Source organism: Curtobacterium sp. MCSS17_005 (assembly GCF_003234225.2).
Lineage (GTDB): Bacteria > Actinomycetota > Actinomycetes > Actinomycetales > Microbacteriaceae > Curtobacterium > Curtobacterium flaccumfaciens.
On record NZ_CP126258.1, the window covers coordinates 1,659,213 to 1,683,557 of the forward strand.

Consider the following 24,345-nt stretch of genomic DNA (forward strand, 5'->3'; position numbering starts at 1 on the left):
TCACCTCCTCTCTGTGACATCGACACTGATCGTGTGTGCGACATCGACGTTGGTCAGGGCGGTCGCGAGCGCGAGCGCGCCGGCTTCCGCGTCAGCTGTCTCGACGAGCTCCTCCGGCGAGTGGGAGATGCCCGTCGGGTTGCGGACGAAGAGCATCGCGGTCGGGACGTGCCCCGCGAGGACGCCGGCATCGTGCCCGGCGCCGGTGTCGAGCACCGGGGCATCGGGCAGCACGGTCGCGAGGTGCGCGGCGAGGTCGGGGTCGAACCGGGCGGTCGGGGAGAACGACTCCTCGACCATCACGGCATCGCATCGCGATGCCTCGGCGAGGGCTCCTGCGCGGCGTCGGATCCGTGCGACGAGATCGGTGGTCACCTCGTCGTCGGGGTGCCGGACGTCGACCCACACGTCGACGCGGGACGCGATGACGTTCGTGCCGCCGGGCACGGGTTCGATCCGACCGACTGTTGCACGAGCGTCGTGTGTGCCCGCGGCGATCTCCTGGATCGCGAGGACGAGCTTCGCCGCGGGGATCATCGGGTCACGACGGTCGACCATGTGGGTCGTGCCAGCGTGGTTGCCCTGGCCACTGATGGAGATCCGCCAGCGCCCGTGTCCGAGGATCGAGGACCCGATCGCGATCGGCTGCCGCAGGTCGATGAGCCCACGGCCCTGCTCGACGTGGAGTTCGATGAACGTGCCGATCCGTGCCAACGCGTCGCGGTCGGTTCCGATGTGCCGGGGATCGACACCAGCCGCGGCAGAGCGTTCGGCGAAGGTGGCACCGGAGTCGTCGCGCAGGTTGCGGGCACGATCAGGTGTGATCGCTCCGGTGAGCAGCCGGGATCCGAGACAAGCGACTCCGAATCCGGACCCCTCTTCCTCGGGGAACACGGCGACGGCGATCGCCCTCGGCGGAACCGTCCCGGTCGCGCGGAGCGTGTCGATGGCGGCGAGGGCTGACGCGACCCCGAGTGGGCCGTCGTACTCGCCGCCGCCGGGGACGGAGTCGAGGTGGCTTCCGGTGACGATCGCACCGGTGCGGTCCCCGCCGGGGACGTCCCACCAAGCCCAGATCACACCGTTCCGATCGGTCTCCACCGCGAGCCCGCGGGACGTCGCGGCTGCGATGAACCACTCGCGGAGCTCCAGCTCGGCCGTCGAGTACACCGGGCGCGAGTACCCGCCGCGGGTGCGGTCGCGGCCGATGTCGCGGATGTCGGACAAGAGCGATTCGACGCTCATGCGCCGGCACCCGTGTACGCCTTGGCGTTCGTGTGTGCGCTGACCCGGAAAACGTCCGGGACATCGCCTGTCCCGAGTGCGAGGTCAGCGGCGAATTTGCCGATGAGTGGTGCGAACTTGCCGCCGTGACCGGAGCAGGGCGAGACGACAGTGACCCCGTCGACGGAGTCGAACACGAAGTCCTCGTTCGGGGTGTTCGTGAAGAGGCACGTCGTCTCCGCGTACGGCGTCGGGTCGACCCCGGGGAGCCAACGCTCGGCGAACGCGACGATCCGGGCACGCGCGGCCGGGTCGACGACGCCGTCCTGCGTGAACGCCGACGAGATCACCTTGCCGCCGTTGAACTCCGCGACCTTCTGGCCGTGGTGCTCCGCATCCCGTCCTCCGGGGAGGCCGTAGGCCTGGATGTCCGTGCCCTTGTAGATGAAGGTCGGCCAGTCTCGGACCGTCGCCGTGCCGTCCGCGCTCGTCGACTCCGTCTCCTGCTCGCGGTAGGGGAAGTGCACCGCCTGCTCCTGCCGGACCTGGAGTGCGGGGAAGGCGTCGACGAAGGCGCTCGGCAACGCGAGGTCCCCGATCAGCGCTGGCAGCCAGCCACCGGCGGTCACGACGATGCGAGAGGCGTCGACCGTCGATCCTGCGGTTCCGTGGATGCGGAAACCCGTCGACGTGCGTTCGACGCGGCGGACCTCCCAGCCGTTCAGCACACGAGCGCGCCCGGTGCTCCGTGCGACGTCGAGCATCGCTTCGACCGTGCCGATGGCGTCGAGGACGCCGGCGGCCGGGTGCCAGAGCACGTCGGTGTCGAACCGGAGATGTGGCCAGCGTTCCGCCGCCTGCGCGGCCGAGAGCAGCTCGTGCTCGACACCGACGGCGTCCAGCGTCTCCGCGATCTGTTGCACAGGACGGAGCTCCCCGTGGTCCAGCGATCCGGTGGGAGTGATCAACGACCGACCGCTCTGCTCCTCCAGGAGATCCCATCCGAAGCGTGAACGGACGACGAGTTCCGCGTAGAGCCGCTGCGGGTACGCGTACCGGAAGATCCGGGCCGAACCGTGCGAACTCCCCTCGTGGTTGCCAGGCGTGGTGCGTTCGAGCACGGTCACCGAGTGACCGCGCGCGGCCAGCTGCATCGCGGTCGCTGCTCCGGCGAGCCCTGCTCCGATGACGACGAAGTCTTCCATGACGCCTTCCGATCCGTGGCCGTGTGATCAAACGATCGAGGCCGTGATGATTGTGATACCACGTTTTCTCAGTCCGGCGCTATTCCTTCGGATCGTTGATTTGAAGCGGGAGAACGAGCCTGTTTCCGGCTTGTAAACGGTCCGTTTCGAGAGCGAACCGTCACTTGTTATCACATCTGTTGCATGCTTCAGTGGTGCCAACACGGCGGTAGCGCATCAGTTCGGAAGCGCTAACCCACTACCGCAAAGGGCGAGCGAAATGGTCTTCACCTTCGGGACGAAAACGTCCCCACTCCCGGTCACCGGAGGCGTCCACGTCTCCGGACTCGGCAAGAAGTACGGTGATCACGCGGTCCTCGACGGCGTCGACCTCTCGATGCACGAGGGCGAAGTGGTCTCGATCATCGGGCCGTCCGGCGCGGGGAAGAGCACCTTCCTCCGTTGCCTCAACTACCTGGAGACACCGACTGCCGGGACGATCACCATCGGCGGCGCTCGCGTCGAGGCCGGAGCCAAGAAGCCGGACAAGACCAGCCTCGAGCACCTCCGGCGGGTCACCGGCATGGTCTTCCAGGGCTTCAACCTCTTTCCGCACCTCACGGTGCTGGAGAACATCACGCTCCCGCAGCGGAAGGTCCTGGGTTCCTCGAAGAGCGAAGCCGCCGACGTCGCCCGACGACTGCTCGACCGGGTCGGACTCGCGGAGAAGGCGGATCAGCACCCGGCCCGGCTGTCCGGCGGCCAGCAGCAGCGCATCGCGATCGCTCGAGCATTGGCGCTCTCGCCGAAGGTGATGCTGTTCGACGAGCCGACCTCCGCACTCGACCCGGAACTCGGTCTCGAGGTCCTCGCCGTGATGCGGGACCTCGCCGACGAGGGAATGACGATGATCGTGGTGACGCACGAGATGCACTTCGCCCGCGACGTTTCCGACCGCGTGATGGTCATGGCCGACGGCGGTGTGGTCGAGACCGGGCCGAGCAAACAGGTCATGACCGATCCGCAGCACGAGCGAACGCGCCGGTTCCTCCGCGCCGTGCTGGACCGGTGACGCCGATGTTCGTCCAGATCCTGTCTGGCATCGGTATGACCCTGTGGGTGACCGCGCTCTCGCTCCTGATCGGATCGCTGATCGCGCTGCCCGTCGTCGCCGCACGCCGGTCGCGGATCGGCTGGATCCGCGCCGTCGCCGGCGCGTACGTGAACCTGGTGCGTGCGATCCCGCCGATCACCTGGCTGTTCCTGATCTACTTCGGGCTCCCGCAGTTCGCCTTGCGCCTCGACACCTTCACCGCAGCGGTCGTCGGTTTCTCGGTGATCTCCTCGGCGTACATGACAGAGATCTACCGATCCGGTCTCCTCAGTATCCCGACCGGGCAGTGGGAAGCAGCCTCAGCACTCGGCATGCGGTTCGCCCCGACGACACTCACGATCATCACCCCACAGGCGTTCCGCGTGACGCTGCCCGCCATCACCACCTACGCGATCGCCCTCCTGAAGGACTCCGCGCTGGCATCGACGATCGGCGTCCAGGACATCACCTTCCAGGCGAACCTCGCCGCTCGGAGCACCCACCAGGGCCTGCTCGCGTTCTGCATCGCCGGTCTGCTCTACATCGCGATCAGCATTCCGCTGGCCATCGCCACCCGACGCGTCGACCGACGCATGCGTGCGAAGTTGGAGGTCGCCTGATGCTGCAGGACTGGATCGAATGGGCCCCCAGGCTCAGTCCCGGGCTGCTCATCAGCTTGCGGCTGACCGGCCTCTGCCTCCTCATCGGGCTTCCCTTCGGACTGCTGCTCGCGGTCATCGGGGAGAGCCGCTTCGTGCCGGTCCGACTGATCTCGTTCCTCGTCGTCGAGGTCGGTCGAGGAGCCCCGGCCCTGGTGCTCCTCTACATCATGTACTTCGGACTCCCGGAAGCCGGGATCACCCTGACGGCGTTCGTCACGGCCGTGATCTCGATGGTCTGGACCACCGGTGCGTACTCCAGTGAGTTGTTCCGTGCAGGTCTGGCAGCCGTGCCCCGCGGGCAGCGGGAGGCGGCACTCACCTCCGGCCTGAACGGCTGGACCGGTTTCCAACACATCGTGCTGCCGCAGGCGATGCGCATCTCGGTCCCGCCACTGGCGAGCCTCGCCGTCACGATCTTCCAAGCCAGCTCGCTCGCGTTCGTCATCGCGGTCCCCGAGCTCATGTCGAAGGCCTACGAGCTCGGCTCGATCACCTTCGAGTACCTCAGCGTCTTCGGTCTCACCGCCGCCATGTACGCCGCGGTCACCCTCATCGTGCTCGGCCTGGTCCGCCTCGTCGAGCGCCGACTCAACCGGCACGTCTAGCACCCTCCCGAATCCCCGTAAGAGAAGGAAGCAGCATGTCCCGCACCCTCCGCCGTACCCGGCGCACGTTCCTCGGATCCACCGTCCTCGTCGCCACCGCGGCGCTCGCCCTCAGCGGCTGCGCGTCGAGCTCCGACGCAGCGAGCGGCGTCGACCCGGACTGCAAGCCGGCACACGACTTCACCACGATCGCCTCCGGGACGCTCACCGTCGCCACCTACGACTTCGCTCCCTACACCGAGCTCAAGGGTGGCTCCGTCTCCGGCATCGAGGGCGAGCTGCTCAAGGCCGTGGCGAAGCGCGAGTGCCTCTCGCTGAGCGTGCTCTCCTCTGGCGGCGCGAGCGCAGCCATCCCCGCGGTCCAGTCAGGGCGGGCGGACCTCGCGGCCGGTGACTGGTGGCGCACCACGGCCCGGGCGAAGGTCGTCTCGCTCAGCGACCCCATCATCCTCGACCAGGGAGCGATCGTCTCGAAGGCCGGCTACAAGACCGTCGCTGACCTCGACGGCAAGAAGATCGGCTCGGTCGCGGGCAACCTCTGGAACGACGGGTTCCAGAAGGTGTTCGGCGACGACTTCACCGTGTACCAGGACGGCGAGTCCGCCTTCAGCGATCTCGCCGCAGGCCGGGTCGACGCGATCATCGACAACGTCGCCTCGACGACCGCGCGGTTCGAGAGCAAGCCGGTCAAGGGCGCGGAGATCGTGCCGCTGACCGCGGACGACCGAATCCCGGAGACGGACAAGCCCGGTCAGGTGAACTGGCCGACGAGCAAGAAGAACAGCGACCTCACCGATGCCCTCAACGAGGACATCTCGGCGCTCTGCGAAGACGGCACCGTCGAGAAGATCGTGAAGAAGTACGGCGTGAACGAGACCATCACCAAGGTCGGCGACCCGTACGAACTCTAGAAGACCCGCCGCCGCCCGGCTGGATCTCCCGGGCGGCGGCGCACCACCCACCGACGACCGGCGCCGCCGTCGTCGCAGCATGCTCGAAAGGACCATCAACATGACTCGCTACTGCGTCATCGGCGCGGGGGCCGCCGGGATCTCCACCCTCCAGCAGCTCCGGCAGGCGGGCTACGACGCCGACTGCTACGAGAAGACCGACCGAGTCGGCGGGCACTGGCACACCGACTACGACGCGTTGCACCTCATCACCGCGCGTGATCAGACGCACTTCGAGGACTTCCCGATGCCGGAGGACTACCCGCACTTCCCGCGTCGCGACCTCGTCCGGAAGTACCTCGAGTCGTACGCCGAGCACCACGGGCTCTACGACCTGATCCAGTTCGGTGTCGCCGTCGAGTCCGTGGTTCCGATCCCGACCGGCGGTGCCGTCGGTTCCGCGGGGTGGACGGTCACCCTCTCGTCCGGGGAACAGATCGAGTACGACGGGGTGTTCGTCGCGAACGGGCACCTCTGGGACCAGAAGGTCCCGGCCGTCGGAGCGGACTTCACCGGGAAGCAGGTCCACTCCGGTTCGTACCGGAACCCCAGCGACATCGATGGTGAACGGGTCCTCGTGGTCGGCGCCGGCAACTCCGGCTGCGACCTCGCTGTCGACGCTGCGCAGCACCGCCTCGATGTGGACATCGTGATCCGCGAAGGGATCTTCTTCCAGCCGAAGTCCTACTTCGGCGTGCCCCGCCAGGTCATGCCCTGGCTCGCCGAGTTCAGCGCCGAAGAGCAGGACTTCATCGCCCGGATGCTCGCGAAGGTCTCGATCGGCGAGTGGAAGGACTACCCCGGGATGCCGGAACCCAAGGCAAAGACCCTCGCCGAAGGCCGCACCACGGTGAACGACCTGCTCCTGTTCTGGGTCCAGCACGGTCGGGTGAAGATCCGCCCGGGCATCGCGCGCATCGAGGACAAGACCGTGCACTTCACCGACGGGTCTTCCAAGGAGTACGACACCATCCTCTGGGCGACGGGCTTCAAGGCGAGCCTGCCGTTCCTCGACGAATCGCTCATCGAACGCAGGAGCGACATCCCGCTCCGGCACGCTGGTGGGCTGATCCCGAAGGGCCTGGAGAAGCTGTACTACATCGGGCTCGTTGCGCCCCGTGGCCCACAGATCCCGGTGTACGGGGTGCAGGCGAAGCTCGCGACCCGCGTGCTCGCGCTGCACGAGGCGGCAGCGGACGGTTCCGCCGGCGTCGCCGACTACCTCGGCCGACTCCAGGCAGACGAGGACCGCATCGACATCGTCCGCAACGAGTGGTTCGACATGCTCGCCGATACGGAACGGCTCTTCGACGCGTACGAGAACGCACGTGAGCTCGACCGTGTCGAAGCGGCGGGCGCGACTGCATGACCCTCGACACCGGGACCGCCGCCGAGCCGCGGCCGACGGCGGTCCCGGTGACGACCGAGGCCGACCAGCACATCGTCCTCGGCTACAACTGACCACTCTGACGATCTCCCTCCACGACCCGCCCCGACCGGATCCACCAAGCAGGAGCAGACGTTGACGCTCACCCAGCCCATCCCGATCGTCGGTGACACGAGCCCGGAACCGTTCCGCACCGCGACCGTGCGCAGCACTCCTTGGGCCGCGGCACAGCAGCAGCTCGCCGAAGCCGCGACGCACCTCGATCTGTCGACCGGGCAGCACGCGATGCTCGCTCGACCGCGGCGCGAACTGACCGTGAGCGTCCCGTTGCGCCGAGACGACGGATCGGTATCCGTCTTCACCGGGTACCGGGTCCAGCACAACACCACCCGCGGCCCGGCCAAGGGCGGTGTGCGGTTCAGTTCGCACGTCGATCTCGACGAGGTCCGGGCACTGGCGATGTGGATGACGTGGAAGTGCGCCCTCGTCGACGTCCCGTACGGGGGTGCGAAGGGCGGTGTGACCATCGATCCGACCGCGTATTCCCGATCGGAACTGGAACGCGTGACCCGGCGGTACGCCCACGAGCTCGGGGACTTCATCGGCCCGGACCGCGACATCCCGGCACCGGACATCGGCACCGACGAGCAGACGATGGCGTGGATCATGGACACCGTCTCCGCCGGGCGCGGTGCGACGATGCCCGGTGCCGTGACCGGCAAGCCGATCGCCCTCGGCGGCTCGCTCGGGCGTGCGGACGCAACGAGCCTCGGCGTTACGGTCATCGCGCTCCGCGCACTCGCCGCCCGTGGACGGACCCGTGGTCGTCGTACCGCGGCGGTGCAGGGGTTCGGGAAGGTCGGGGCCGGAGCCGCGCGGCTCCTCGCCGAGTCCGGCGTCGACGTCGTCGCCGTCAGCGACCAGTTCGGCGCCGTCCACGACGACCGGGGGATTGACGTCCCCGCACTCACCGCACACGTCGCCCGGGCAGGCACGGTCGTCGGGTTTCCCGGAGCCGAGCCGATCGACGCGGGCCTGCTCCTCGAACTGCCCGTCGACGTCCTCGCGCCCTGCGCAGTGGAGGGTGCCCTTCACGTCGGCAACGCTGCACGGGTGCGGGCAGGGATCGTCGTCGAGGGTGCCAACGGTCCCACCACGCCCGAGGCCGACGAGATCCTGAACCGGAACGGCGTGCTCGTCGTTCCGGACATCCTCGCCAATGCCGGCGGTGTCGTGGTCAGTTACTTCGAGTGGGCGCAGGCACAACAGGCGTACCGCTGGGACATCGCCGATGTCGAACGACGCCTTCGGAGCCGGATGGACGAGAGCTGGGACAGCGTCTTCGGCGGCGCCGAACGGTCCGGTCGGACGCTGCGTCAGTCCGCGATGACCGTCGCCGTCGAACGCGTGGTGGATGCGCACCGTCTTCGCGGCCTCTACCCCTGATCGTTCGTGATGCGCGTTCCCGACCGGTTCCTCCCGACGATCACGCGGCTCCGAGCCACTGGGCCGACAATCCTCCAACTCGCGCTCACCGTCACGCTGGCGTTCTCCATCGCTCACTACGGTCTCGGGCACACGTCGCCCGCGCTGGCATGCACCGTCGCGCTGTCGAGCCTCAGTCTCAACCGCGATGCACGTCCCCGACGGGTCGCAGAGACCGCGATCGCCATGGTGCTCGGCATCACGCTCAGCGCCACGGTCGTCACCACCCTCGGCCGTGGCCCCGCGCAGGTCGCCGGGACGATCATCGTCGTGCTGACCGTCGCGACCCTGCTGTCGCGGAACCCGGCGTTCGCACTGAGTGCCGGCACCCAGTCGATGCTCGTGGCGGTGCTCCCCGACCCGGTCGGCGGACCGTACATGCGTGCGGTCGACGGAGCCGTCGGCGGACTCTGCGCCCTCTTCATCACCGCGGTGCTGCCGAGTGCGCCGATGCGTCGGGCGTTGTTGGCTGGCGACTCGGTCATCAAGGAGGTGGCCGACTGTACGCACCTCATCGCCCGGGCACTCGCTGACGGCGACCCGGGCCCGGCGCGGACTGCTCTGGAACGACTCCGCGCGAACGGAGCACGGATCGAGGCATGGGGCGTCACGCTCGAATCGGCTCGCGCCGTCGCCGCGTTCTCGCCGCTGTCGAGACGTGGGAGGAATGCGTGGGTCATGCGCGTGGCGATCCACCGGGGACTCGCCCGCGCCACGACCGACCTTCGGATGGTCGCACGCCGGGCCGCGGTCCTCTCAGCAACCGGCAGGCCGCAACTGCGGACCGCAGCGGTGATCAGCGACATCGCGGAGGGCTTCGACCTCTTGGCGCTCGGCCACTCCGATCCGGAGCAGGACGTCAGCGCCGAACCGTTCTCATTGGCAGCGCAGCGGATCGGAGAGCTCGACGGTCGGCCGTCCATCGATCAGGGCATGCTTGCGATGCTCCGGCAGGTTGTGGTCGACGGCCTGGTCGCGATCGGCCACAGTGACGAGACCGCCCGGGGTGTACTCCCCGTCGCCGAGGTGCCGCCCGCGACTACGACGATCGATCTACCGGGTGCTGCCTCGGTCCTCGGCGTTCGCCGCCGTGTCACGGGTTGGACGGAATGGGAAGCGCACGGTTCATCGCTTCCTTGATGAGCCGGGCTTCCCGTGCGGAATCGTCTGCCTTCGTGATGCCCGTACCGACGATGACGACGTCGGGGTGGAGCTCGGCGTAGTCGGCGATCGTGGGGCGGTTGATGCTGCGGCGGCTGCGACCCGTGCTGCTGAGGCATGCTGGTTCATCACTTTGAGGTCCTCGAGCGGCGTGCTTCCCGTCGCCTACTGCTCAGCCCGGTACGTTCAGCGGTGACGCACGCCGAGGCCGTCCAGTCGCTCGACCTCGGCGCCCAGGGCACCGATGCTGAGGATGTCGAGGACGAGCTCGCCGCCGAATTCCGTTGCCGCCCTAAGGCTCGCGCTGATGGTGGACGGGTCTGCAACATACAGCAGGCCGAGGGCGTCGAAGACGAATGAGATCAGGGCGGCGGTTTCGTCCACGACCAGGTATCGGCGTAGACCAGTCCTAAGACCGCTTCGCGCCGCGATCGCGAGGCAGGCGGCCACCCGCTTGGCGCATGGTTCGAGTGTCCTTTCGGCAGGCGGTGGAGATGGAGAACGGTGTGTCGGCCGGGCCACGAATGCGTTAGGAGTTGTCCTGCACGTCGAGGCTCTGCCGGCCGCGTCGGACGATGAGCAGCCCACCGCCCAGGGCGAGGAGCAGCAGCGCCAGGGCGACGCCTGGTCCAACTAGCTCCGTACCCTGAAGGCCAGACCCGGAGTCGGAGTCGAGGGCTCCGCGATCGAGTTGGTGGTGCAGATCGGGTCATTGGAGACGCACCGGTCAGCCGGGGCGGTCCCTACGGGGTCGAGGTAGCTCTTCATCATGTGGTCACCCTGCTGCGCCCACGACTTCGTCGTCACCGCGTACGTGACGGTGACCCGCTGACCGCCCGCGGGGGTACCGGCGATGCCGACCTTGCCGTCTTCGTGACCGACAGCGCCGGGCGGCTACGCCTGCGCTGCAGCATCACGGTGGTAGCTGTCGGTGCGAACCCGGTGGAGGTACTCGAGCGAGGCGTGAGGACCTGTTCAGTGCTGACCATGAAGAGGGAGCAAAGCGGCGGCGGGCATGGAACCCACAGCCGCAATCTGACATAAGATACATTATCGGCTCAGAAGTCACGGCGTGGCCTTCGGTTTCGCACTCCCGCGTGCGGCTCGGCTCGGCAAGTCTCGCGCGTGCACAAGGAGTTCGGCGTCACGGGGCGCTCACCCCGTCCCGCGCCCCCAAGGCCATCAATTGTGGATGCGCTGCGGGCAATGAGAGTGCCTGCGGGTGGGTCAGATCGGCACCGAGCCTGTCGCGGTCGGTTCCTAGTGGCTCGAGTAGCTGATCGTGAGGATGAAGACCGCGCGATGTTCGTCTCCATCCGGCGTGGTGCGGTGCGCGTTGTCGAACTGATAGTCGATTCTCCCGGCACCGGAGACTTCGAAGTGGTACGTGCGCGACCAGCCTGGCCGCTTCGGCTTCCCTGCCTTTCCTCGAAGAATCGTCGTCTTTGCTGTTCCAGAGATCGATCCAGGGCTCGTCGCGACGTGATCCCAGAACTCCTGCGCGCCCGGCGTCCCGATGCGGGTTTCCAACTCGGCCCACAGGTCCACGTATTGGCGGTGCACCATAACGCGATACAGCGGCGCCTCCTCTGGGAAGCCGCCAGGCCGTCGCGCGGAGACGAACGGCGCGTATGCACCGGGAAGCGGTGCGTCACCCACGGGGGGCGGCCACTTCAACGAAGGACGAAGTGCTTAAATCGCCGAGCAGGATGGACTTTCGGAGCGGGTCTTCGAGCTGTCGGGCGGTGACTCTCCAGGCATCGACGACATCCAGAACAAGACTGGTGTCTTGGTCTGCTAGGGCAGAGATAAGGGCGGTGTGAAGCTCCTCGGCGAAATCGGCCAGGTCTTCCAGATCAAACCCGCGAACCCAAGCAAGATCACCCAGCTCGGCTACTGAAGGCATTCTCCCGGCCGCGACCACGGCCTGAAGTCGCTGCTGGGCTGTGGACCAGTGGGCGAACTGGTCGAGGACGTCCAGCCGCTGCTCACGAAGCATGACGAATGTTTGACCGTCCTTGTCCCGCACGCGGGCGCGCCCGGCCCGGGCGTCTTCGAAGAATTGGGTGCGCTTGGCGCCGGCTAGATCGCTCACAGAGTACGTCTCGGTCGACATGCTCCAAGATTAGCAGGATCTTGGGTAGGACGTTGCTATGGATTTTGAGGATGCGTGATGGAAGATGCAGAGAGCGCAGACGACACCGGCGACGGTTCGCTTGGGACACTCGTCCACCGGTTGGGGCAGGTGCTCCGTCGTGCTCCCCTCCGCGACGAGGACCGCAGGGGACGTGCGATCGAACTCCGTCTGCTCATGTCGGGCATCGAAGAGCACGGGGTCGACGCGGCTGCCTTGATTCGCCATGGCATGGCCGGGCTCGCCTGGGTCCCGGTCATCTCACTACTGATCATCAATGCGGACGAGCTGGCGGTCGAGGACAGCCCGATCGACATCGACGGTTGGATGCGCGCCCTCCTGTTGGACGCGCTCCCTCTCCCTAGCGGACCCGGCTCCGACGGACTGGAAGCGACGGACGCAGACGAGGACGCGATGTCGACCCTCATCGATCGAGCGATGCACCTGCTACCCACGTGGGTCCTTGATGCACCGATCCAGGATGTCGTTACGCTCACCCCACCCGCACCAGAACTTCTGCAACAGGTCACTGCTGGCGGCCCCCCGAGCAGCGTCACGGACGCGTATCGCTGGCTCTGGGAACGCTTTGGCAACGACGACATGTCCAAGTGGTCTGGCGATTCCCTGCGTCTCGAATTCCAGTGGCGTGAGCAAGACTGGCAGCCTCCGTTCCCCCTGGACGGCCTGACCGTTGACCGGGAGGCCGATGCCGAGTTGCACATTCAGATGGCCAAGCGGTGGGTCCGCGGCCCAGACCTTCCCGATCAGCTACAGCTGCTCTTCCAGCTCCAGGACCAGGCCATCAACTTCTTGACCGAACAGCGTTACACAGAGGCGGCGGCGCTCTTCGAGTTTTACCTTAAGCAGACGCCCGGTGACGTGCTCGCACGCAACAACCTAGGTTTCTGCCTCATGCCGCTTCGGCTGAGATGGCGTTGCATCACCTCGAGTCCATCCGCTTGGAGACCTCGGACAACCCGACCATGACGCTTATCAACGTATGCACGGCGTTGGCGCTCCTTGGGCGCCACGGGGAAGCGCTCGAGCGCGCTGAATATCACTGGCAGCGAGGGCCAGCGGAGTCACTGCGTGGGGGCGCGTACTTGTGGCGACTCAAGGACGAAGCGATCGACCTCGTCCATGCTCCAGATCTCCGCCTCTCCTTGGCGCACCTTGCCTACGGGCTTGCACAGCAGCTCGAACGTCCGGACCGCGCACGGAGGTGGCGAGAGCGCGCCGAGGTGCTCGGTACCACCGCGCCCTGACGGTTCAGACGCCGGCAGGTGTCGTATCGCCTGCAGCCGCGCTCGTACCCACGTCACTACTCAGATCAGCTCTGCACCGTCGGGTGGTGTCTGCGGGGCGATCGTCAGTGGTTCGCCCTTGTTGTCGGCGAGGTGCCCCGCGGAGTTGCAGGCACGGAACGGCCCGTACTGCTCGTCGAAGATGATGCGGGCGTGGTGGTCCCAGTGCTGCACCCACCACGCTGACTTTGCCAGACCGTCACCCTCCGTCTGCAGCTTCGCCGCCTTGAGGTAGCCCCTCCAGGACACGTAGAGCCGTTGGACGACTTCGGGGTGCTCCCACCACTCCGGGCACCAAGGTGCCTGCTTCCGGACGGGCTGCCCGTACGCCTCCACCCGGCCGACTTGCAGCTGCACCCACTTGATGAACGCAGCTCGTTGCTCCGCTGCAGTCGGCGGGGACTTCCGCTTCTGCTTCGGTGCCCCACCGTCCGACGTCGGAAGCACTTCCCCGGTCGCTGGGTCCGCCGGCAACTGGCCCTCATCGTCCTCAGGCGGCACATCGTGGTCGTACGGCGGCGGTACGTCTCCGCCGCCCGCGCCACCGCCGGCACCGCCGACGAATCCGCTGCCGGGCCCGTACCCTTCGGGCCATTCGTTGGGGTTAAACGGACTCGACACGGCCGGTCCCTCCCGACGTCGACGTGCGCTCGGTCGGCGTCTTCTTCTCCTTGACGATCTTCCCGTTCTTCACTTCGCGGCCTTCGATCATCGCGATGAGCACCTTGTCGAGGAACCACGGGCGGGTACGGATCAGCACCGGGCCGACGTCGCACGAATCGAACACGGCTCGCCACTTCGGCAGGTGCGCCAGCCTCTCGGGCGGCAGAATCGGCTTCGACCTGGCCGTCCGGGACTTCGACGTGCCGTTGCTGCCGGAGGAGGTGTTGGTGGTCCACTCGTCGTACGTGCCGATGCTCTCCGAGAACCGCTTCAGGAACGGCGACTGCGTGGACTCCCCGCCGCCGTAGACGCGGATCGATGATGCACTCCAGAGGGTGTCGGCGCCCTCTGAGCCGAACACGCGAACGATCTGCCCCCATGACTGGAAGTACATGCCGAGAATCAGGCCCATCGAGCCGTAGAACGAGACGACGTCGGGCAGCTCGGGCCAGCGGACGATGTTCGCGACTTCGTCGAGCTCGAACACGACCGGGACAGTGATTCGGCCACCGTCGGCGGCCGCGGCGCGTTCACCAGCACGGGAGATCGACCGCACCAGCGACGCGACGAACGCACCACCGGACCCGGGGCCGTTGCGGGAAATCAGCACAGCGGTGTCGGTGCTGCGGACGAACGCTTCCGCGTGGAACTTCCGCACCCCCGGTGCGCTCGTCCATGCCAGCAGCTTGTCGTTAGCGATCGCCGACGCCATGCGCTGCGCGGTGGCGTAGACGCTGCCGCGAGTCTTGTCCGGCTGACCCTTCAGGCCCAGCAGCGCCGACTCCGGCCCGGACAGGGTCGCGCCAGAGTTCTTCATGCCGAGGTAGTTTTGATGCAGGCGCAGGCCCTGCGCGGCCGTGTCCGCGGTGATCTTGTACAGACTCTTCTTGATGAAGGCTGGTTCTTGTGCGGCGCCGTAGAACGACGAGAGCAACACGGTCTTCCCGCTGCCGGATTCGCCGAACATGGCAATCTGCTGTTCCCGAGCAACCTTCAATGGCTTCATGCTGCCAACCTAGAGGACCGTGGGCGAGGCCGCCGCTTGCGATCACCTTGGCTCGAATCGACCGGGTCGTCACCGCGTGGACGCCAGCTTCAGGTCAGCGCACCGGCTACGTCGAGAAGCTTCAGCGTCGCAAGGACTGCGTCATCCCGGTACTGCTTTGACTGCGCGACCGTACGAACCGTCTTGACCACCTCGGTCGCGCCAACCACCGTTATTGGCCCCGCGCCGACCACTTGCGTGGCGCACCACTGTCGAACTTCCGCCTCGTTTGTGCCACCCGCAAACCGGCCCACGTACAGCCGTAGCTCGACCTGGTCGACTGCAAAGCCGAACCGCTCGGCGGCGCCCTGAACCACCGCGTCTCGTACAACGCTGTCATTGATCAGTGCGTACAGCGCGTTGAAGCGCGGGTCGGCGGCTTCCCCGCGAACGTGGGCGGCGACCACGCCGCGGGACCCGAAGAAGGACTTCACCGTAGACAGCACGAGTCGGTCGGCACGGGCGCCCACGAGATCGACCTCGAAGCCATGAGTCTGCCACTCCTCGTAGGCGATCTTCCGAGTGCGGCGCCTGACTGGGAACTTCAGGGCGCTCGAGACCACTAAGCCTTCCGTCTCCATCGCGAGGGCCACGAACTGCTCAAACGCTTCCACGGAAGGAGATTAGCCGGCGCCCGTTCTTCGGACCCGTCATTGCCCTGGTTCAGGGCAGCAGCTCGCCCGAGCATGGTGCTCGCAACCTTCGTTCCCCTCCGGAGAGCACACCAGCCTGGTTCGTGGGACCCGGTCCTGCATCAACGGGGATGTAGCTGGTCGCTTACCTCGAGCATTGACTGATGCTTGTGGCGGGCAGCGACCGGTGTCGTTGACCGTCATCCTTCGCTGCGCTTGGATGTAGCTCTCAACGGCGGAAGGGCGCTTCGTGTTTAACATCGGGCTCACTGGGATCGAGCATCACCTCGTAGTCGTGGAGACGGCCGAACCGTACTCACTTGCGACGGAAAGTAGCGTCGCCGACGGCATCGCACAAGAACTCATCGATGAGCAACAGCACGGCGTCGCCGAGAACCCGCCGAGCACGGATATGTTCCCGATGCTCGACGACGGTGATCCCGGGACCGCTGAGTGGTTCCTCGAACAGCTCGCTGGCGAGCCGGATCCAAGGACGGTGTTCATCACCACGGCGCGAAACTGGGGTGGCTTGACTCAGGTCCATCAGGACGCGTTCGTCAGAATCGCCCGCGGAGAGGGCGTCGGGATGGGGATGATCGTGATACTCAACGACCCCGAAGGCGTCCCTGTCATCGAACACGCGGTCCGCGCAGTCGAAGTGGATTACGCGTAGGGCCCCGTCCTGAAGCGAAGCAGAAGCTCCGCGGCCCGACGGCTGCGGACCGTGGTGCGCGAGGCATTGGTTCGTCTGCTGAGCCGCCACGCTCGTCCTATGCTAACGGAATGGACTGGACCGTCGATGGATTGCGCAAGGCGGGGTTCACGGGGTTTGTGACGTTTCCTGAGGTGGCCGCGCACGTAGACGACGCTCCGGGCGTCTATGTGATCGTGAGGACCTCAGAAGCAGGACCGGTGTTCACCGACACCACCGCAGGCGGGCGCTATCGCGGTCGTGAAAGCGCCTACCCGCGCGAACGAGTCGCGGATGAATGGGTTTCCGGTGCGGTGATTGTGTATATCGGTAAGGCCGATGCACGGAAGACCACCACAGCCGGTCTGGCGAAGAGGCTCGAGGAATACAGGCGCTTTGGCCTCGGTAAGACGGGCCACGGTGGTGGACGCATGATCTGGCAACTCGAGGACCACGCGGAGCTGCTTGTGGGCTGGAGGACTATCGGCACGGACTCGAAGGCGAAGGATGTGGAAGACGAATTAATTCTCGACTTCATGCAGGACCATGGTGGTCGGATGCCGTTCGCGAATGTCGCGCTGCCGAGTAAAATGGCGAGGGCCCGTCGCGGTCTGCGCCGCTTAGAGATCGCGAGAAAGAACGGAGGCTCCGGTGACCGATGACGAGACTACTCTGCGGGCCGCGCACTCGATCCGTCGCTCACACTACGAATGCGCGAGCGGTGTGGTCAACGATGAGCTCGTCGGAGGACAGTGGGAGTGGTCGTGGGGTCTCCCCGGCACCCTCCGCGCGATCACCTCGCCGGGCTCGGACGCTGCCGTCCCTGACGTGCCGAAGCCCACGGATCCACACGAGCAGTCACGAGGATACTGGGCAGTGCTGCACTACCTCTTGAAGTACCGACTCGGGTGGGAAAGCCCGTACCTTGGCCTCTACCGGTGGTCCGAAACCGGTCGTCAAGTCGATGACCTCACGCTGCAGTTTGTCGACGCCATCTGGGGCGCCGATGACGGACTCGACATCTACTACGCATGGGCCCTTCGCCGACAGCTTCGTTACGACCTCCGCTCGGGGCATCCCTCATTCCCCTCAGATTTAGAGTCCGCGAATCGTGAACTGAGCCAAAAGGGCGTCGAAATCGCCGGCCGCTATGAGCGGCGCTTCGCGCACTTTGGCTCGAGCAGCTACGACCCGTTGCATCTCGGGGGACACCTGAATCAAGAACCGGGACCCACCCCTGGCGCCCGGCTGATCAAGGCTGAGCCGGAGCGGCAGCTGGCAGTGCTGCTGTCCCCAGACATGCGCTGGTACCCAGCGCTCCTCAACCTCGAGAGCGAGCTCCCAATGCGCGGAGTGCACTCCTGGAAGGTTGAGGTGCACGTCGACAGCGTCGGCCTCATCGGCACATTCCGCCGCTCCGCCGACACGGGCTTGTGGTTCTCGGGGAAGCACAGCACGCACATGATGGGCAACGCATGATCCTCGCCGATCGCTACACCGCTGCGCAGGCCTGGTGGATCGCCAGCGAACTCGCGCGCCGCAGCCCCCATGTGCGCGTCGCGGAGACGCACGACCGGCAGGTTGGCGCGTCGCGGTCCGTGTACGACCCGGCCGATCCGGCCGCGTACCAGGTGCTGTTGAACCCGGTGGCGGGCATCAACGTCGTCGGCGCACCGTTCTCGCACATCGACTGGGCCGAGACGTTCGCCTCAGCCTCCCCGCACAAAATCGTCAAGCGCCTCGAGATCGAACTGATGCTCCGACCGAGCGCACCGGCGCCCGCGACCACAGATATCGCCCTCACTTACCGCGCCATCGCCCACACCCTGAACCTTCTGGTCAACGATCGGCACTCCTGGATCATCCGTGGGGAACGTCCGACCGATGATGGCGTCCTCGACAACATCACCTGGGCTGGAGACACCTCCTGGTTTGAATCGCTCGAGGACCTCGTCGGTCGATGGTTCGACGAAGAACCCCGCGTACTCGCCGCGCAGGGCGCGACACACATCTGGGCGCTCTGGAAGGACCTGCAGTCGGTCGCGCTGTTCGACATGTACGGCGACGTACACACCCTCGCCGGCCGCCGCAACCTGCGGCGTGAGTGCCTCAAGCACGACCGGCACCTCACCGGGGTAGTCGGCTCGGTGCTCGGTCAGTACCTGCCCTGACCGACCGGCGGACGACAGACGAACGCCCTATCGGTGTCAACAAGAACAGCCGGCTACCTCTTGGGTGACCGGCTGTTCTGCTTGGGGGAGCGCGTCAGTGCGCGGCGTCGTAGGCGTCGCGAACGGCTTGGCTGATGCGCCCGCGGGAGGAGACCTCGTGGCCATTAGCGTTGGCCCACTCGCGGATCTTCGCGAGCTCGTCGGAATTGCCCCGCTTCGGAGCGCTGCCAACGCTAGTGCGCCCGGAGCGGCCGCCCACCCTGCGGGCAGCGGCAACGTAGTCGAAGAACGCTTCACGGAGCTGCTCGGCGTTGTCGTCGGTGAGGTCGATCTCATAGCTGGCGCCGTCAAATCCGAAGTTGACGGTACGGCCCTTGCCGTCTTCGATGGTGTCGCCGGTGAGGTCGTCGACGAAGTGCGTGGTGACTTTCTGCGCCATAGGAACGCCGCCTTTCAGTAGGGAGTGTTCGTCTACTGTCGCATGCCTGTTGCTCGTCGGTGTCAAACCACTAGCGGCGGTGGCGCCTTTCTCAGCCTGGGAAGACCAGTGGTTGGTGAGCGAGGCGGACCCGTAGGGGTCCTTGATCCTCTTGGTGCTGGAATGTCAAGGCAATTTCGTTGGGGCTTGTGTCCCAATCAATCAATTCAAGGCCAGCCTGTTCCAACGCTCGGACGAGCCCGTACTCCGCTTCGCTGCTCCGTTCGTGCTGGAAGACCTCGAGCACGATTCCGGGCGGCTTGGAGTAGACGTGGATCCCCGTGTGAGGCAGTGCGTAGATCGCTCCGACGCGACGCATGATGATGCTTCCAGACCGGGTGCGGTACCTCGCTTCGACGGGGATCCATGCCGCTTCCTCTGCGGTCACACGGCCACCTTTCAAGTAGTAGCGCTCCGGCGTGCCCGTGTCGAGCGCCTCAACCGCATCGCGCCAATCGTGATGCGACACCCCTGCAAGGAGGACGGCTGCGTCGATGCCCTCCCTGAACAAGACGACGCCCCGGTTGCTCGGCCCGAACCGCAACGCGGGGATGCCGTTCTGCCAGCCGCCTGCCTCAAATTGAGGGGTCAGCGACGCAGCAAGCTGCTGAATGTCGAGTTCTGGACCCGGGTGGATGATAAGGACGCGCTGGCCGGGTTCCACGTACCGGATGGCGCGTTCGGTGCTTCCGGGGGTGTGTCCGCACGCGATCGTCCACAGGCGATCGAAGATGGCGCTTTCGAGGACCCACTGTTCGCTAGATGGCTCCAAGAGCTTTGGGTCGCCTTGCAGGAGCTCGTTCGCTCTCTGTTGCGGCATTCCGGTTAGTTCGCTCAATGTTTCCGTATTCACGAACCCGATCGTGGCAGCTGCCGGCGGGGCGCGCAAGACGCAAAAGTGGGTCGGACCAGGGCTTTTGTTTTTTCCGTTCATATACGAGGAGATGTGGCTTTTCGGAGTGCCGTCGACCCTTCAAGGCGTCGAGCTCTGCTCACCGCGACTGCCTTGGTGAGCCCCGGATATCGCCTCGGACGTCGGCGCCGGCGGTCCCAACCCGCGCAGCATGCGCGCTCACCTTCATCCCCGGCGATCTCGCAGGTATATTAAATAACGCTCGTTTACGAGCAAAAATTGCTGGTCGCCCTGTCTCGGCGGGTGCTTCGGGGAAGCGGAGTAGCCCAAAGGGGTTTGAAGGTGGAGAGCTGGACGGGCATCCTGGAAAGATGTTGACAGAGGACCCCCGCTTGCGGTTCACGGGGTGGCAGCTCGGTGTTGGGCGGGCTCGCCAGCGGTCGCCGCACCTCCCTGAACAGCGCCCTGCGATCTCCTCCCATTTGAGCTGGCAGCGTGATTCCTCCTCTTTCATGAGGACTCGGCTCGGCCTCGTCGTTGAAGGCCGCGTGCCTCCCGAGGGCTTGCTGACCTCCGGCCTCGACCCTCGCTGCCCGCGAAGGGCATCGATGGCACGGAACGGGGCGTGAGATGCCGACGCGAGTGCAGATCGCTCGAGCTCGCGCTCGTGTCAGCCTTGCGAATCTCTCGAGTGAGCCCCTCGCACACACTGTTCGCGCGATCGCCGCTATGAGCTTCGCGGACGCGGACGATGCCACCCCGTCGGGCATGCCTCACCGCTCGACGGCGCCCCCACGGTGTTTCTCGTTCGCCCTCTTGGTTGGCGTGCACGCCGCGGGTCACGACTTTGGGCGGCACGACAATCCGCCGCGCCCCCAAACTGGTCGGAAACCGGCGGACGACGATCGGGAGTTCCTCACCACGTCGTCAACGCACTCCCGCGATGAGTGGGCAGCGGCGGAGGCTGAGGTAGCGCGGGGCGAGCTGGACGACCTCGAACGTCGCACCGATCACGAAGCTATAAGCGCCTCCCTATCAGTCGACGAGGCAGCGGACTGGCTGAATGTCGGAACCGGGCGGGTTCTGACCGACCTCGCGTTCGGGGATCTGTTCGCCTTCGTGTGCGATGACGAGCTTCTCTTCCCGGCGTGGCAATTCACAGACGACCCGGAACACCCCGTGCTGGATCACCTGTCGTGGTTGGCGGCAGCCTTCGATGACGCCATGCACCGTGCATCGATCCTCGGCTTCATGACCACGCCGCACCCGGACACGCTTACCGGCGGCAGACCAGCGACGCCCGTCGAATGGCTCACTGCGCGCCGGGATGTGCGGCCGCTGCTGGACCTGCTCGAGGCACGGCTCTGGACGTGACGGACATGCCACCGGACGGCCCATCGGACGCTGAGGCATGGGAGGGCACGGTGCATCGGCGGGCAGGGACGCCGGTCACGGATCCGGTGCTGGTCGCTCTGCTTGACGCGATCGTGTCCGGGTCGCTGCGCCCCTCCGAGGCGATGGCGTTGATCTCGGACCACGTCAAGAGCAGCCGCCCGTACGGTGCCGACGACGCAACTGCCACCCGAGCAATCGCGCTGGCCGACGCCGCCCAAGGCGCTGAGGGAATCGCTGTCATCGACCCGTATGCCCGGGAGCTCGCGCGGTGGGTCGCCGAGGGACGGATGAGCGGTGGCGAAGCGGTTGCCTTCATCACCGCACTCGTCGATGCCGGTGCGTATCTGGTGGATCCGGACAGGCAGCCAGATCCCGGCTACCAGGTTGCGACTGGGCCACGGGGTGTCGATCCGCCGAAAGCAGCCAAGCGCAGCGCCGTGCGGAAGCCCCCGCCCTCAGATGACGCTTCCGAGGATTTCCGACCGGAGGCCGGGGATCAAGCGGACCCCATCAATCGGGCCCCCGGTAACAGGGGCTCCATGGAGGATCCCTCCGACTCCCAAGCAACCACGCTCTCTGACCGGATCGGACCGTTCTATGACACCGGCGCCCTGCGTCGCTGGTTCCAGATCAGCAGCGAGGCAGTCGAGGCGCAGGTTCGAAGCGGCCAGTTGCTCGCCGTTGTGACTGCGGACGGCTTCCGCCTCTTCCCCGCGTTCCAGATCGACGAGGGCGGGCAACCGCTACCTCGCCTGCGCGACGTGCTCGCGGAACTCGATCCCGAAGAGGTCGACCCGTGGGGTGACGCCGTATGGCTGAACGCTCCAAGCGATGACCTCGAGGGCCTCACCCCCGCAGCGGCGCTCCGAACTGAGCGAGCTGACGACGTGATTCGTCTCGCTCGTCAAGCGGGAGCATTCCGTTTTGGATGAAGCACGCTCCACGGCGACGTGTTCGTGCAGTTCGCCGCCCCGACCGTCGAGACCCAAGCGCGGCGTCGGGATGACGACGTCGAGTATTGGACGGACTACCTCTTGTGGCCCCCACCGCGTCAGTGACGCCCGAGTGTCCGATGGTTGACCGGCATCGGCTGGTTGATGAGCGCATCGGGGTACTTGGCGATCCCCACGCAGACTTGCAGTGGATGAAGCTCGCGATCCGGAACCTTCACCGCGCCGGCATCCGGCAAGTCCATGTGCTTGGCGACTTCGGCTTCCTCTCAAGCGGCAGCCGGCACGAACGCGACCGACTGCGGCTGCTCACGATGCAGCTGGAGTCCCGCGACATGTTCCTGTACGTCACGGAGGGGAATCACGAGGGATACCCCGCACTGCACCGCTTGTTCCCGGTCGACGAAACGGGATACCGGAGGCTCTCCCGGCGGATCATCTGGCTCCAACGCGGATGGCGTGGAACAACCGCCGCGGGCACAGTCGTTGCAAGTCTCGGCGGCGCAAACAGCATCAACTGCGACCGCCGGGACCCATCGGTGTCCGGACACGTCGCCGCCTGGCACCCGGAGGAACAGATCACCGAACACGACCTTCTGACGCTCGGATCGAACCCGGTCGACATCCTCCTCGGCCACGACGCACCCATCAGCAAAGCACTCAAGCGGCACACGGCACGACAACGACGATTCTGGACTCCGGGAGGCATCGCCTACGCCGCAGCTGGCCAAGCTATGTTCCACCGCGGCGTCCGTCAGGTCCGCCCGAAGCTCGTTCTGTCCGGGCACTACCATCACCACGTCGACACCACCGTGCGGCTCCAACTACGCGGCGGCGAAAGCGCCGCCGTCCGGAGCGTCATCTTGGACCGCAACCGCACCGCCCACAGCGTCGGGATCGTCGAGGTCGATCAGCTTGAGGTTGACGTAAGGCCGGCCTTGTCGCCCGGCCTACGACGTCACCGCGCCCCCGCAGCGAAGGGTGACTTGCGGGCTTACCGAGGACGCTAACGTCCAGCGCCTCATGCACGTCCGCCAGAGTACGGACATGTCGACCTTCGGGATCGAGATTCGCTTGCGCTCGGGCGAGCCGTCCGCGCTCTCCGGGCCGGCCATCGTGTCCTTTTCCGATCAGGGGTCTCACCGCAGTGTCCTTCGGCGTCGGATGCCGTTGTGACGACAAGCCGAGCCGCACGCCTTCGCGCCCAGAGATGGGGGCTCGTGTAGCGGCCTCGACTCTGACTGGCTCGAGATCATGGACACACAGGAGGAGAACGCGGCCGGAACGTCAGCGCAGCGTGAGTACGAACGCCGACGGGCGAAGAACGAGGCGAAGATCCGCGATCGGTGGGGGAGCGGGCGCCTCGGCAACATCGCGTTAGCCCTGTCGTCGGAGCGACAAAGCACGAGCGCATGGATATCCGGTGCGACGGGTGAGGCAGTGGTCGGGGCCCGCCTCGACGCGCTCGCGTCGGACCAGATCGTCGTCCTACACGACCGACGCGTCCCGCGGTGTCGCGCAAACATCAACCACATCGTCGTCACCCGTGCCGGCGTCTGGGTCATCGATGCCAAGCGCTACCAGGCCAAGCGCCCGCAGCTCCGCATCGACGGGGGTCTCTTCCGCCCGCGAGTCGAGAAGCTGGTCGTCGGTGGCGACCGGACAAAGCTCGTGGACGGGGTGCTCCATCAGGTGGAGCTCGTCAGCGAGGTCCTCGGCAGCGCAGGCCGGGCTGTCCCGGTCACCGGCGCGCTCTGCTTCATCGACGCCGATTTGCCGACGCTCGGCGGTTCGTTCGCGACCTGCGACGTACACGTGCTCCGGCCGAAGCGGCTCGCGAAGCTCGTCGCCGCGACCGATGGTCCAATTGACGTCGAGGACAGCGCGGCGGCAATCGCTGCTCGTTTCCCGCCTGCCTGAGGACTGCGCCCGCATCAGGCGAAGAATGCGCCCTTCGCACCTCGGAAGTCCTCACTGACGTTTGCCTGACCTTCCCGACGCACGGGCGGGCTTTCGCTCTCAATGAGGACCGAAAGACCACCTCGTGCGGCGCGTTCGACTGCGCAACCCAGTCGATGGACGCCGGTAAGCCGATGATCGTCGTGTAGTGGCCAACGCTCTTGCCGTTCGGTCAGCCCGGTGCTGACCTGCTGGCCCACGACGCAGCCCGAAAGGGGCTCACGCTCGGTCCCACGGGTCAACTTCCCGCCCTCGAGCGTGGCTGCGATTTTGACCCGCCATTTCAACACAGCCAAGGCTCCGTCGGAGCCCTGCGGCG

Annotated in this window: 26 protein-coding genes and 1 pseudogene; 16 read left to right on the forward strand and 11 right to left on the reverse strand. The window is 66.3% G+C overall.

What is annotated here, in order from left to right; translation table 11 throughout:
* Entirely contained in the window at positions 1 to 1,245 is a 1,245-nt protein-coding gene (locus DEJ20_RS07975) for an allantoate amidohydrolase (protein WP_111236391.1), read from the reverse strand.
* Positions 1,242 to 2,429: an FAD-dependent oxidoreductase gene (locus DEJ20_RS07980; RefSeq protein WP_111236392.1), complete on the reverse strand. Its 1,188-nt coding sequence runs from the start codon at positions 2,427 to 2,429 to the stop codon at positions 1,242 to 1,244. The genes DEJ20_RS07975 and DEJ20_RS07980 overlap by 4 nt, the downstream gene beginning before the upstream one ends.
* Before the next feature lie 259 nt (positions 2,430 to 2,688).
* Here DEJ20_RS07980 and DEJ20_RS07985 point away from each other — a divergent pair, with 259 nt between their 5' ends.
* From DEJ20_RS07985 to DEJ20_RS08015, 7 genes are all read left to right on the forward strand, one after another.
* Positions 2,689 to 3,480 (forward strand): amino acid ABC transporter ATP-binding protein, encoded by a 792-nt coding sequence (locus tag DEJ20_RS07985; RefSeq protein WP_111236393.1) that lies wholly within the window; start codon positions 2,689 to 2,691, stop codon positions 3,478 to 3,480.
* Between the two features lie 5 nt (positions 3,481 to 3,485).
* Positions 3,486 to 4,121 carry an amino acid ABC transporter permease gene (locus DEJ20_RS07990; RefSeq protein ID WP_146245484.1) on the forward strand — a complete coding sequence of 212 codons (636 nt, stop codon included), beginning with the start codon at positions 3,486 to 3,488 and terminating at the stop codon, positions 4,119 to 4,121.
* Positions 4,121 to 4,768 (forward strand): amino acid ABC transporter permease, encoded by a 648-nt coding sequence (locus DEJ20_RS07995; RefSeq protein ID WP_111236395.1) that lies wholly within the window; start codon positions 4,121 to 4,123, stop codon positions 4,766 to 4,768. The genes DEJ20_RS07990 and DEJ20_RS07995 overlap by 1 nt, the downstream gene beginning before the upstream one ends.
* A 35-nt stretch (positions 4,769 to 4,803) precedes the next feature.
* Positions 4,804 to 5,679 carry a substrate-binding periplasmic protein gene (locus DEJ20_RS08000; RefSeq protein ID WP_111236396.1) on the forward strand — a complete coding sequence of 292 codons (876 nt, stop codon included), beginning with the start codon at positions 4,804 to 4,806 and terminating at the stop codon, positions 5,677 to 5,679.
* A 100-nt stretch (positions 5,680 to 5,779) separates the two neighbouring features.
* Positions 5,780 to 7,087, forward strand: a complete 1,308-nt coding sequence (locus tag DEJ20_RS08005; protein ID WP_111236397.1) for a flavin-containing monooxygenase — start codon at positions 5,780 to 5,782, stop codon at positions 7,085 to 7,087.
* Positions 7,088 to 7,240: 153 nt separating this feature from the next.
* On the forward strand, positions 7,241 to 8,551 hold the full coding sequence (locus tag DEJ20_RS08010; RefSeq protein WP_258377251.1) for a Glu/Leu/Phe/Val family dehydrogenase: 1,311 nt from the start codon (positions 7,241 to 7,243) through the stop codon (positions 8,549 to 8,551).
* A gap of 9 nt (positions 8,552 to 8,560) precedes the next feature.
* Positions 8,561 to 9,730 (forward strand): FUSC family protein, encoded by a 1,170-nt coding sequence (locus tag DEJ20_RS08015; protein ID WP_111236398.1) that lies wholly within the window; start codon positions 8,561 to 8,563, stop codon positions 9,728 to 9,730.
* A gap of 207 nt (positions 9,731 to 9,937) precedes the next feature.
* Here DEJ20_RS08015 and DEJ20_RS08020 read toward each other — a convergent pair whose 3' ends face one another.
* The 4 genes and pseudogenes from DEJ20_RS08020 to DEJ20_RS08030 form a co-directional block, all read right to left on the reverse strand.
* Complete coding sequence (locus DEJ20_RS08020; RefSeq protein ID WP_146245485.1) at positions 9,938 to 10,135, reverse strand: hypothetical protein; 198 nt, start codon at positions 10,133 to 10,135, stop codon at positions 9,938 to 9,940.
* A gap of 249 nt (positions 10,136 to 10,384) precedes the next feature.
* Positions 10,385 to 10,612, reverse strand: a pseudogene (locus tag DEJ20_RS18120) (DUF7927 domain-containing protein); the annotation flags it as partial.
* A 399-nt stretch (positions 10,613 to 11,011) separates the two neighbouring features.
* Positions 11,012 to 11,410 carry a hypothetical protein gene (locus tag DEJ20_RS08025; RefSeq protein ID WP_146245486.1) on the reverse strand — a complete coding sequence of 133 codons (399 nt, stop codon included), beginning with the start codon at positions 11,408 to 11,410 and terminating at the stop codon, positions 11,012 to 11,014.
* A complete protein-coding gene (locus DEJ20_RS08030; RefSeq protein ID WP_111236401.1) occupies positions 11,403 to 11,867 on the reverse strand; it encodes a hypothetical protein in 465 nt (154 codons plus the stop codon). Before DEJ20_RS08030 ends, DEJ20_RS08025 begins: the two co-directional genes overlap by 8 nt.
* 57 nt (positions 11,868 to 11,924) lie before the next feature.
* Here DEJ20_RS08030 and DEJ20_RS08035 point away from each other — a divergent pair, with 57 nt between their 5' ends.
* Positions 11,925 to 12,872 (forward strand): hypothetical protein, encoded by a 948-nt coding sequence (locus DEJ20_RS08035; RefSeq protein ID WP_111236402.1) that lies wholly within the window; start codon positions 11,925 to 11,927, stop codon positions 12,870 to 12,872.
* A 338-nt stretch (positions 12,873 to 13,210) separates the two neighbouring features.
* Here DEJ20_RS08035 and DEJ20_RS08040 read toward each other — a convergent pair whose 3' ends face one another.
* The 3 genes from DEJ20_RS08040 to DEJ20_RS08050 all read right to left on the reverse strand — a co-directional run bounded on the left by DEJ20_RS08040 (position 13,211) and on the right by DEJ20_RS08050 (position 15,511).
* Positions 13,211 to 13,546, reverse strand: coding sequence for a DUF4913 domain-containing protein (locus tag DEJ20_RS08040; protein WP_258377252.1), 336 nt, complete (start codon positions 13,544 to 13,546; stop codon positions 13,211 to 13,213).
* Between the two features lie 247 nt (positions 13,547 to 13,793).
* A complete protein-coding gene (locus tag DEJ20_RS08045; protein WP_258377253.1) occupies positions 13,794 to 14,858 on the reverse strand; it encodes a type IV secretory system conjugative DNA transfer family protein in 1,065 nt (354 codons plus the stop codon).
* Between the two features lie 89 nt (positions 14,859 to 14,947).
* On the reverse strand, positions 14,948 to 15,511 hold the full coding sequence (locus DEJ20_RS08050) for a hypothetical protein (protein ID WP_111236404.1): 564 nt from the start codon (positions 15,509 to 15,511) through the stop codon (positions 14,948 to 14,950).
* Positions 15,512 to 15,779: 268 nt separating this feature from the next.
* On the opposite strand from DEJ20_RS08050, the gene DEJ20_RS08055 reads away from it, so the two are divergent.
* The 4 genes from DEJ20_RS08055 (at position 15,780) to DEJ20_RS08070 (ending at position 18,391) form a co-directional block, all read left to right on the forward strand.
* Positions 15,780 to 16,202 (forward strand): hypothetical protein, encoded by a 423-nt coding sequence (locus DEJ20_RS08055; protein WP_111236405.1) that lies wholly within the window; start codon positions 15,780 to 15,782, stop codon positions 16,200 to 16,202.
* 110 nt (positions 16,203 to 16,312) lie between these two features.
* Positions 16,313 to 16,882, forward strand: coding sequence for a hypothetical protein (locus DEJ20_RS08060; RefSeq protein ID WP_181431636.1), 570 nt, complete (start codon positions 16,313 to 16,315; stop codon positions 16,880 to 16,882).
* The gene (locus tag DEJ20_RS08065; protein ID WP_146245487.1) at positions 16,872 to 17,699 is read left to right on the forward strand and encodes a hypothetical protein; all 828 of its coding nucleotides are present in this window, start codon (positions 16,872 to 16,874) and stop codon (positions 17,697 to 17,699) included. The genes DEJ20_RS08060 and DEJ20_RS08065 overlap by 11 nt, the downstream gene beginning before the upstream one ends.
* A complete protein-coding gene (locus DEJ20_RS08070; protein ID WP_284183388.1) occupies positions 17,654 to 18,391 on the forward strand; it encodes a TY-Chap2 family putative peptide chaperone in 738 nt (245 codons plus the stop codon). The genes DEJ20_RS08065 and DEJ20_RS08070 overlap by 46 nt, the downstream gene beginning before the upstream one ends.
* Before the next feature lie 94 nt (positions 18,392 to 18,485).
* Here DEJ20_RS08070 and DEJ20_RS08075 read toward each other — a convergent pair whose 3' ends face one another.
* Together DEJ20_RS08075 and DEJ20_RS08080 are read right to left on the reverse strand one after the other, a co-directional pair.
* Positions 18,486 to 18,830, reverse strand: a complete 345-nt coding sequence (locus DEJ20_RS08075) for a histone-like nucleoid-structuring protein Lsr2 (RefSeq protein WP_111236408.1) — start codon at positions 18,828 to 18,830, stop codon at positions 18,486 to 18,488.
* Positions 18,831 to 18,921: 91 nt separating this feature from the next.
* Positions 18,922 to 19,722, reverse strand: a complete 801-nt coding sequence (locus tag DEJ20_RS08080; RefSeq protein WP_146245488.1) for a hypothetical protein — start codon at positions 19,720 to 19,722, stop codon at positions 18,922 to 18,924.
* Positions 19,723 to 20,451: 729 nt separating this feature from the next.
* Here DEJ20_RS08080 and DEJ20_RS08085 point away from each other — a divergent pair.
* The 4 genes from DEJ20_RS08085 (at position 20,452) to DEJ20_RS08100 (ending at position 23,987) form a co-directional block, all read left to right on the forward strand.
* Positions 20,452 to 21,096, forward strand: coding sequence for a hypothetical protein (locus DEJ20_RS08085; RefSeq protein ID WP_111236410.1), 645 nt, complete (start codon positions 20,452 to 20,454; stop codon positions 21,094 to 21,096).
* Positions 21,093 to 22,049 (forward strand): hypothetical protein, encoded by a 957-nt coding sequence (locus DEJ20_RS08090; protein WP_146245489.1) that lies wholly within the window; start codon positions 21,093 to 21,095, stop codon positions 22,047 to 22,049. The genes DEJ20_RS08085 and DEJ20_RS08090 overlap by 4 nt, the downstream gene beginning before the upstream one ends.
* 140 nt (positions 22,050 to 22,189) lie before the next feature.
* Positions 22,190 to 23,077, forward strand: coding sequence for a metallophosphoesterase (locus DEJ20_RS08095; RefSeq protein WP_111236412.1), 888 nt, complete (start codon positions 22,190 to 22,192; stop codon positions 23,075 to 23,077).
* A 244-nt stretch (positions 23,078 to 23,321) separates the two neighbouring features.
* Positions 23,322 to 23,987, forward strand: coding sequence for a nuclease-related domain-containing protein (locus DEJ20_RS08100; RefSeq protein ID WP_111236413.1), 666 nt, complete (start codon positions 23,322 to 23,324; stop codon positions 23,985 to 23,987).
* Positions 23,988 to 24,345: the final 358 nt, after the last annotated feature.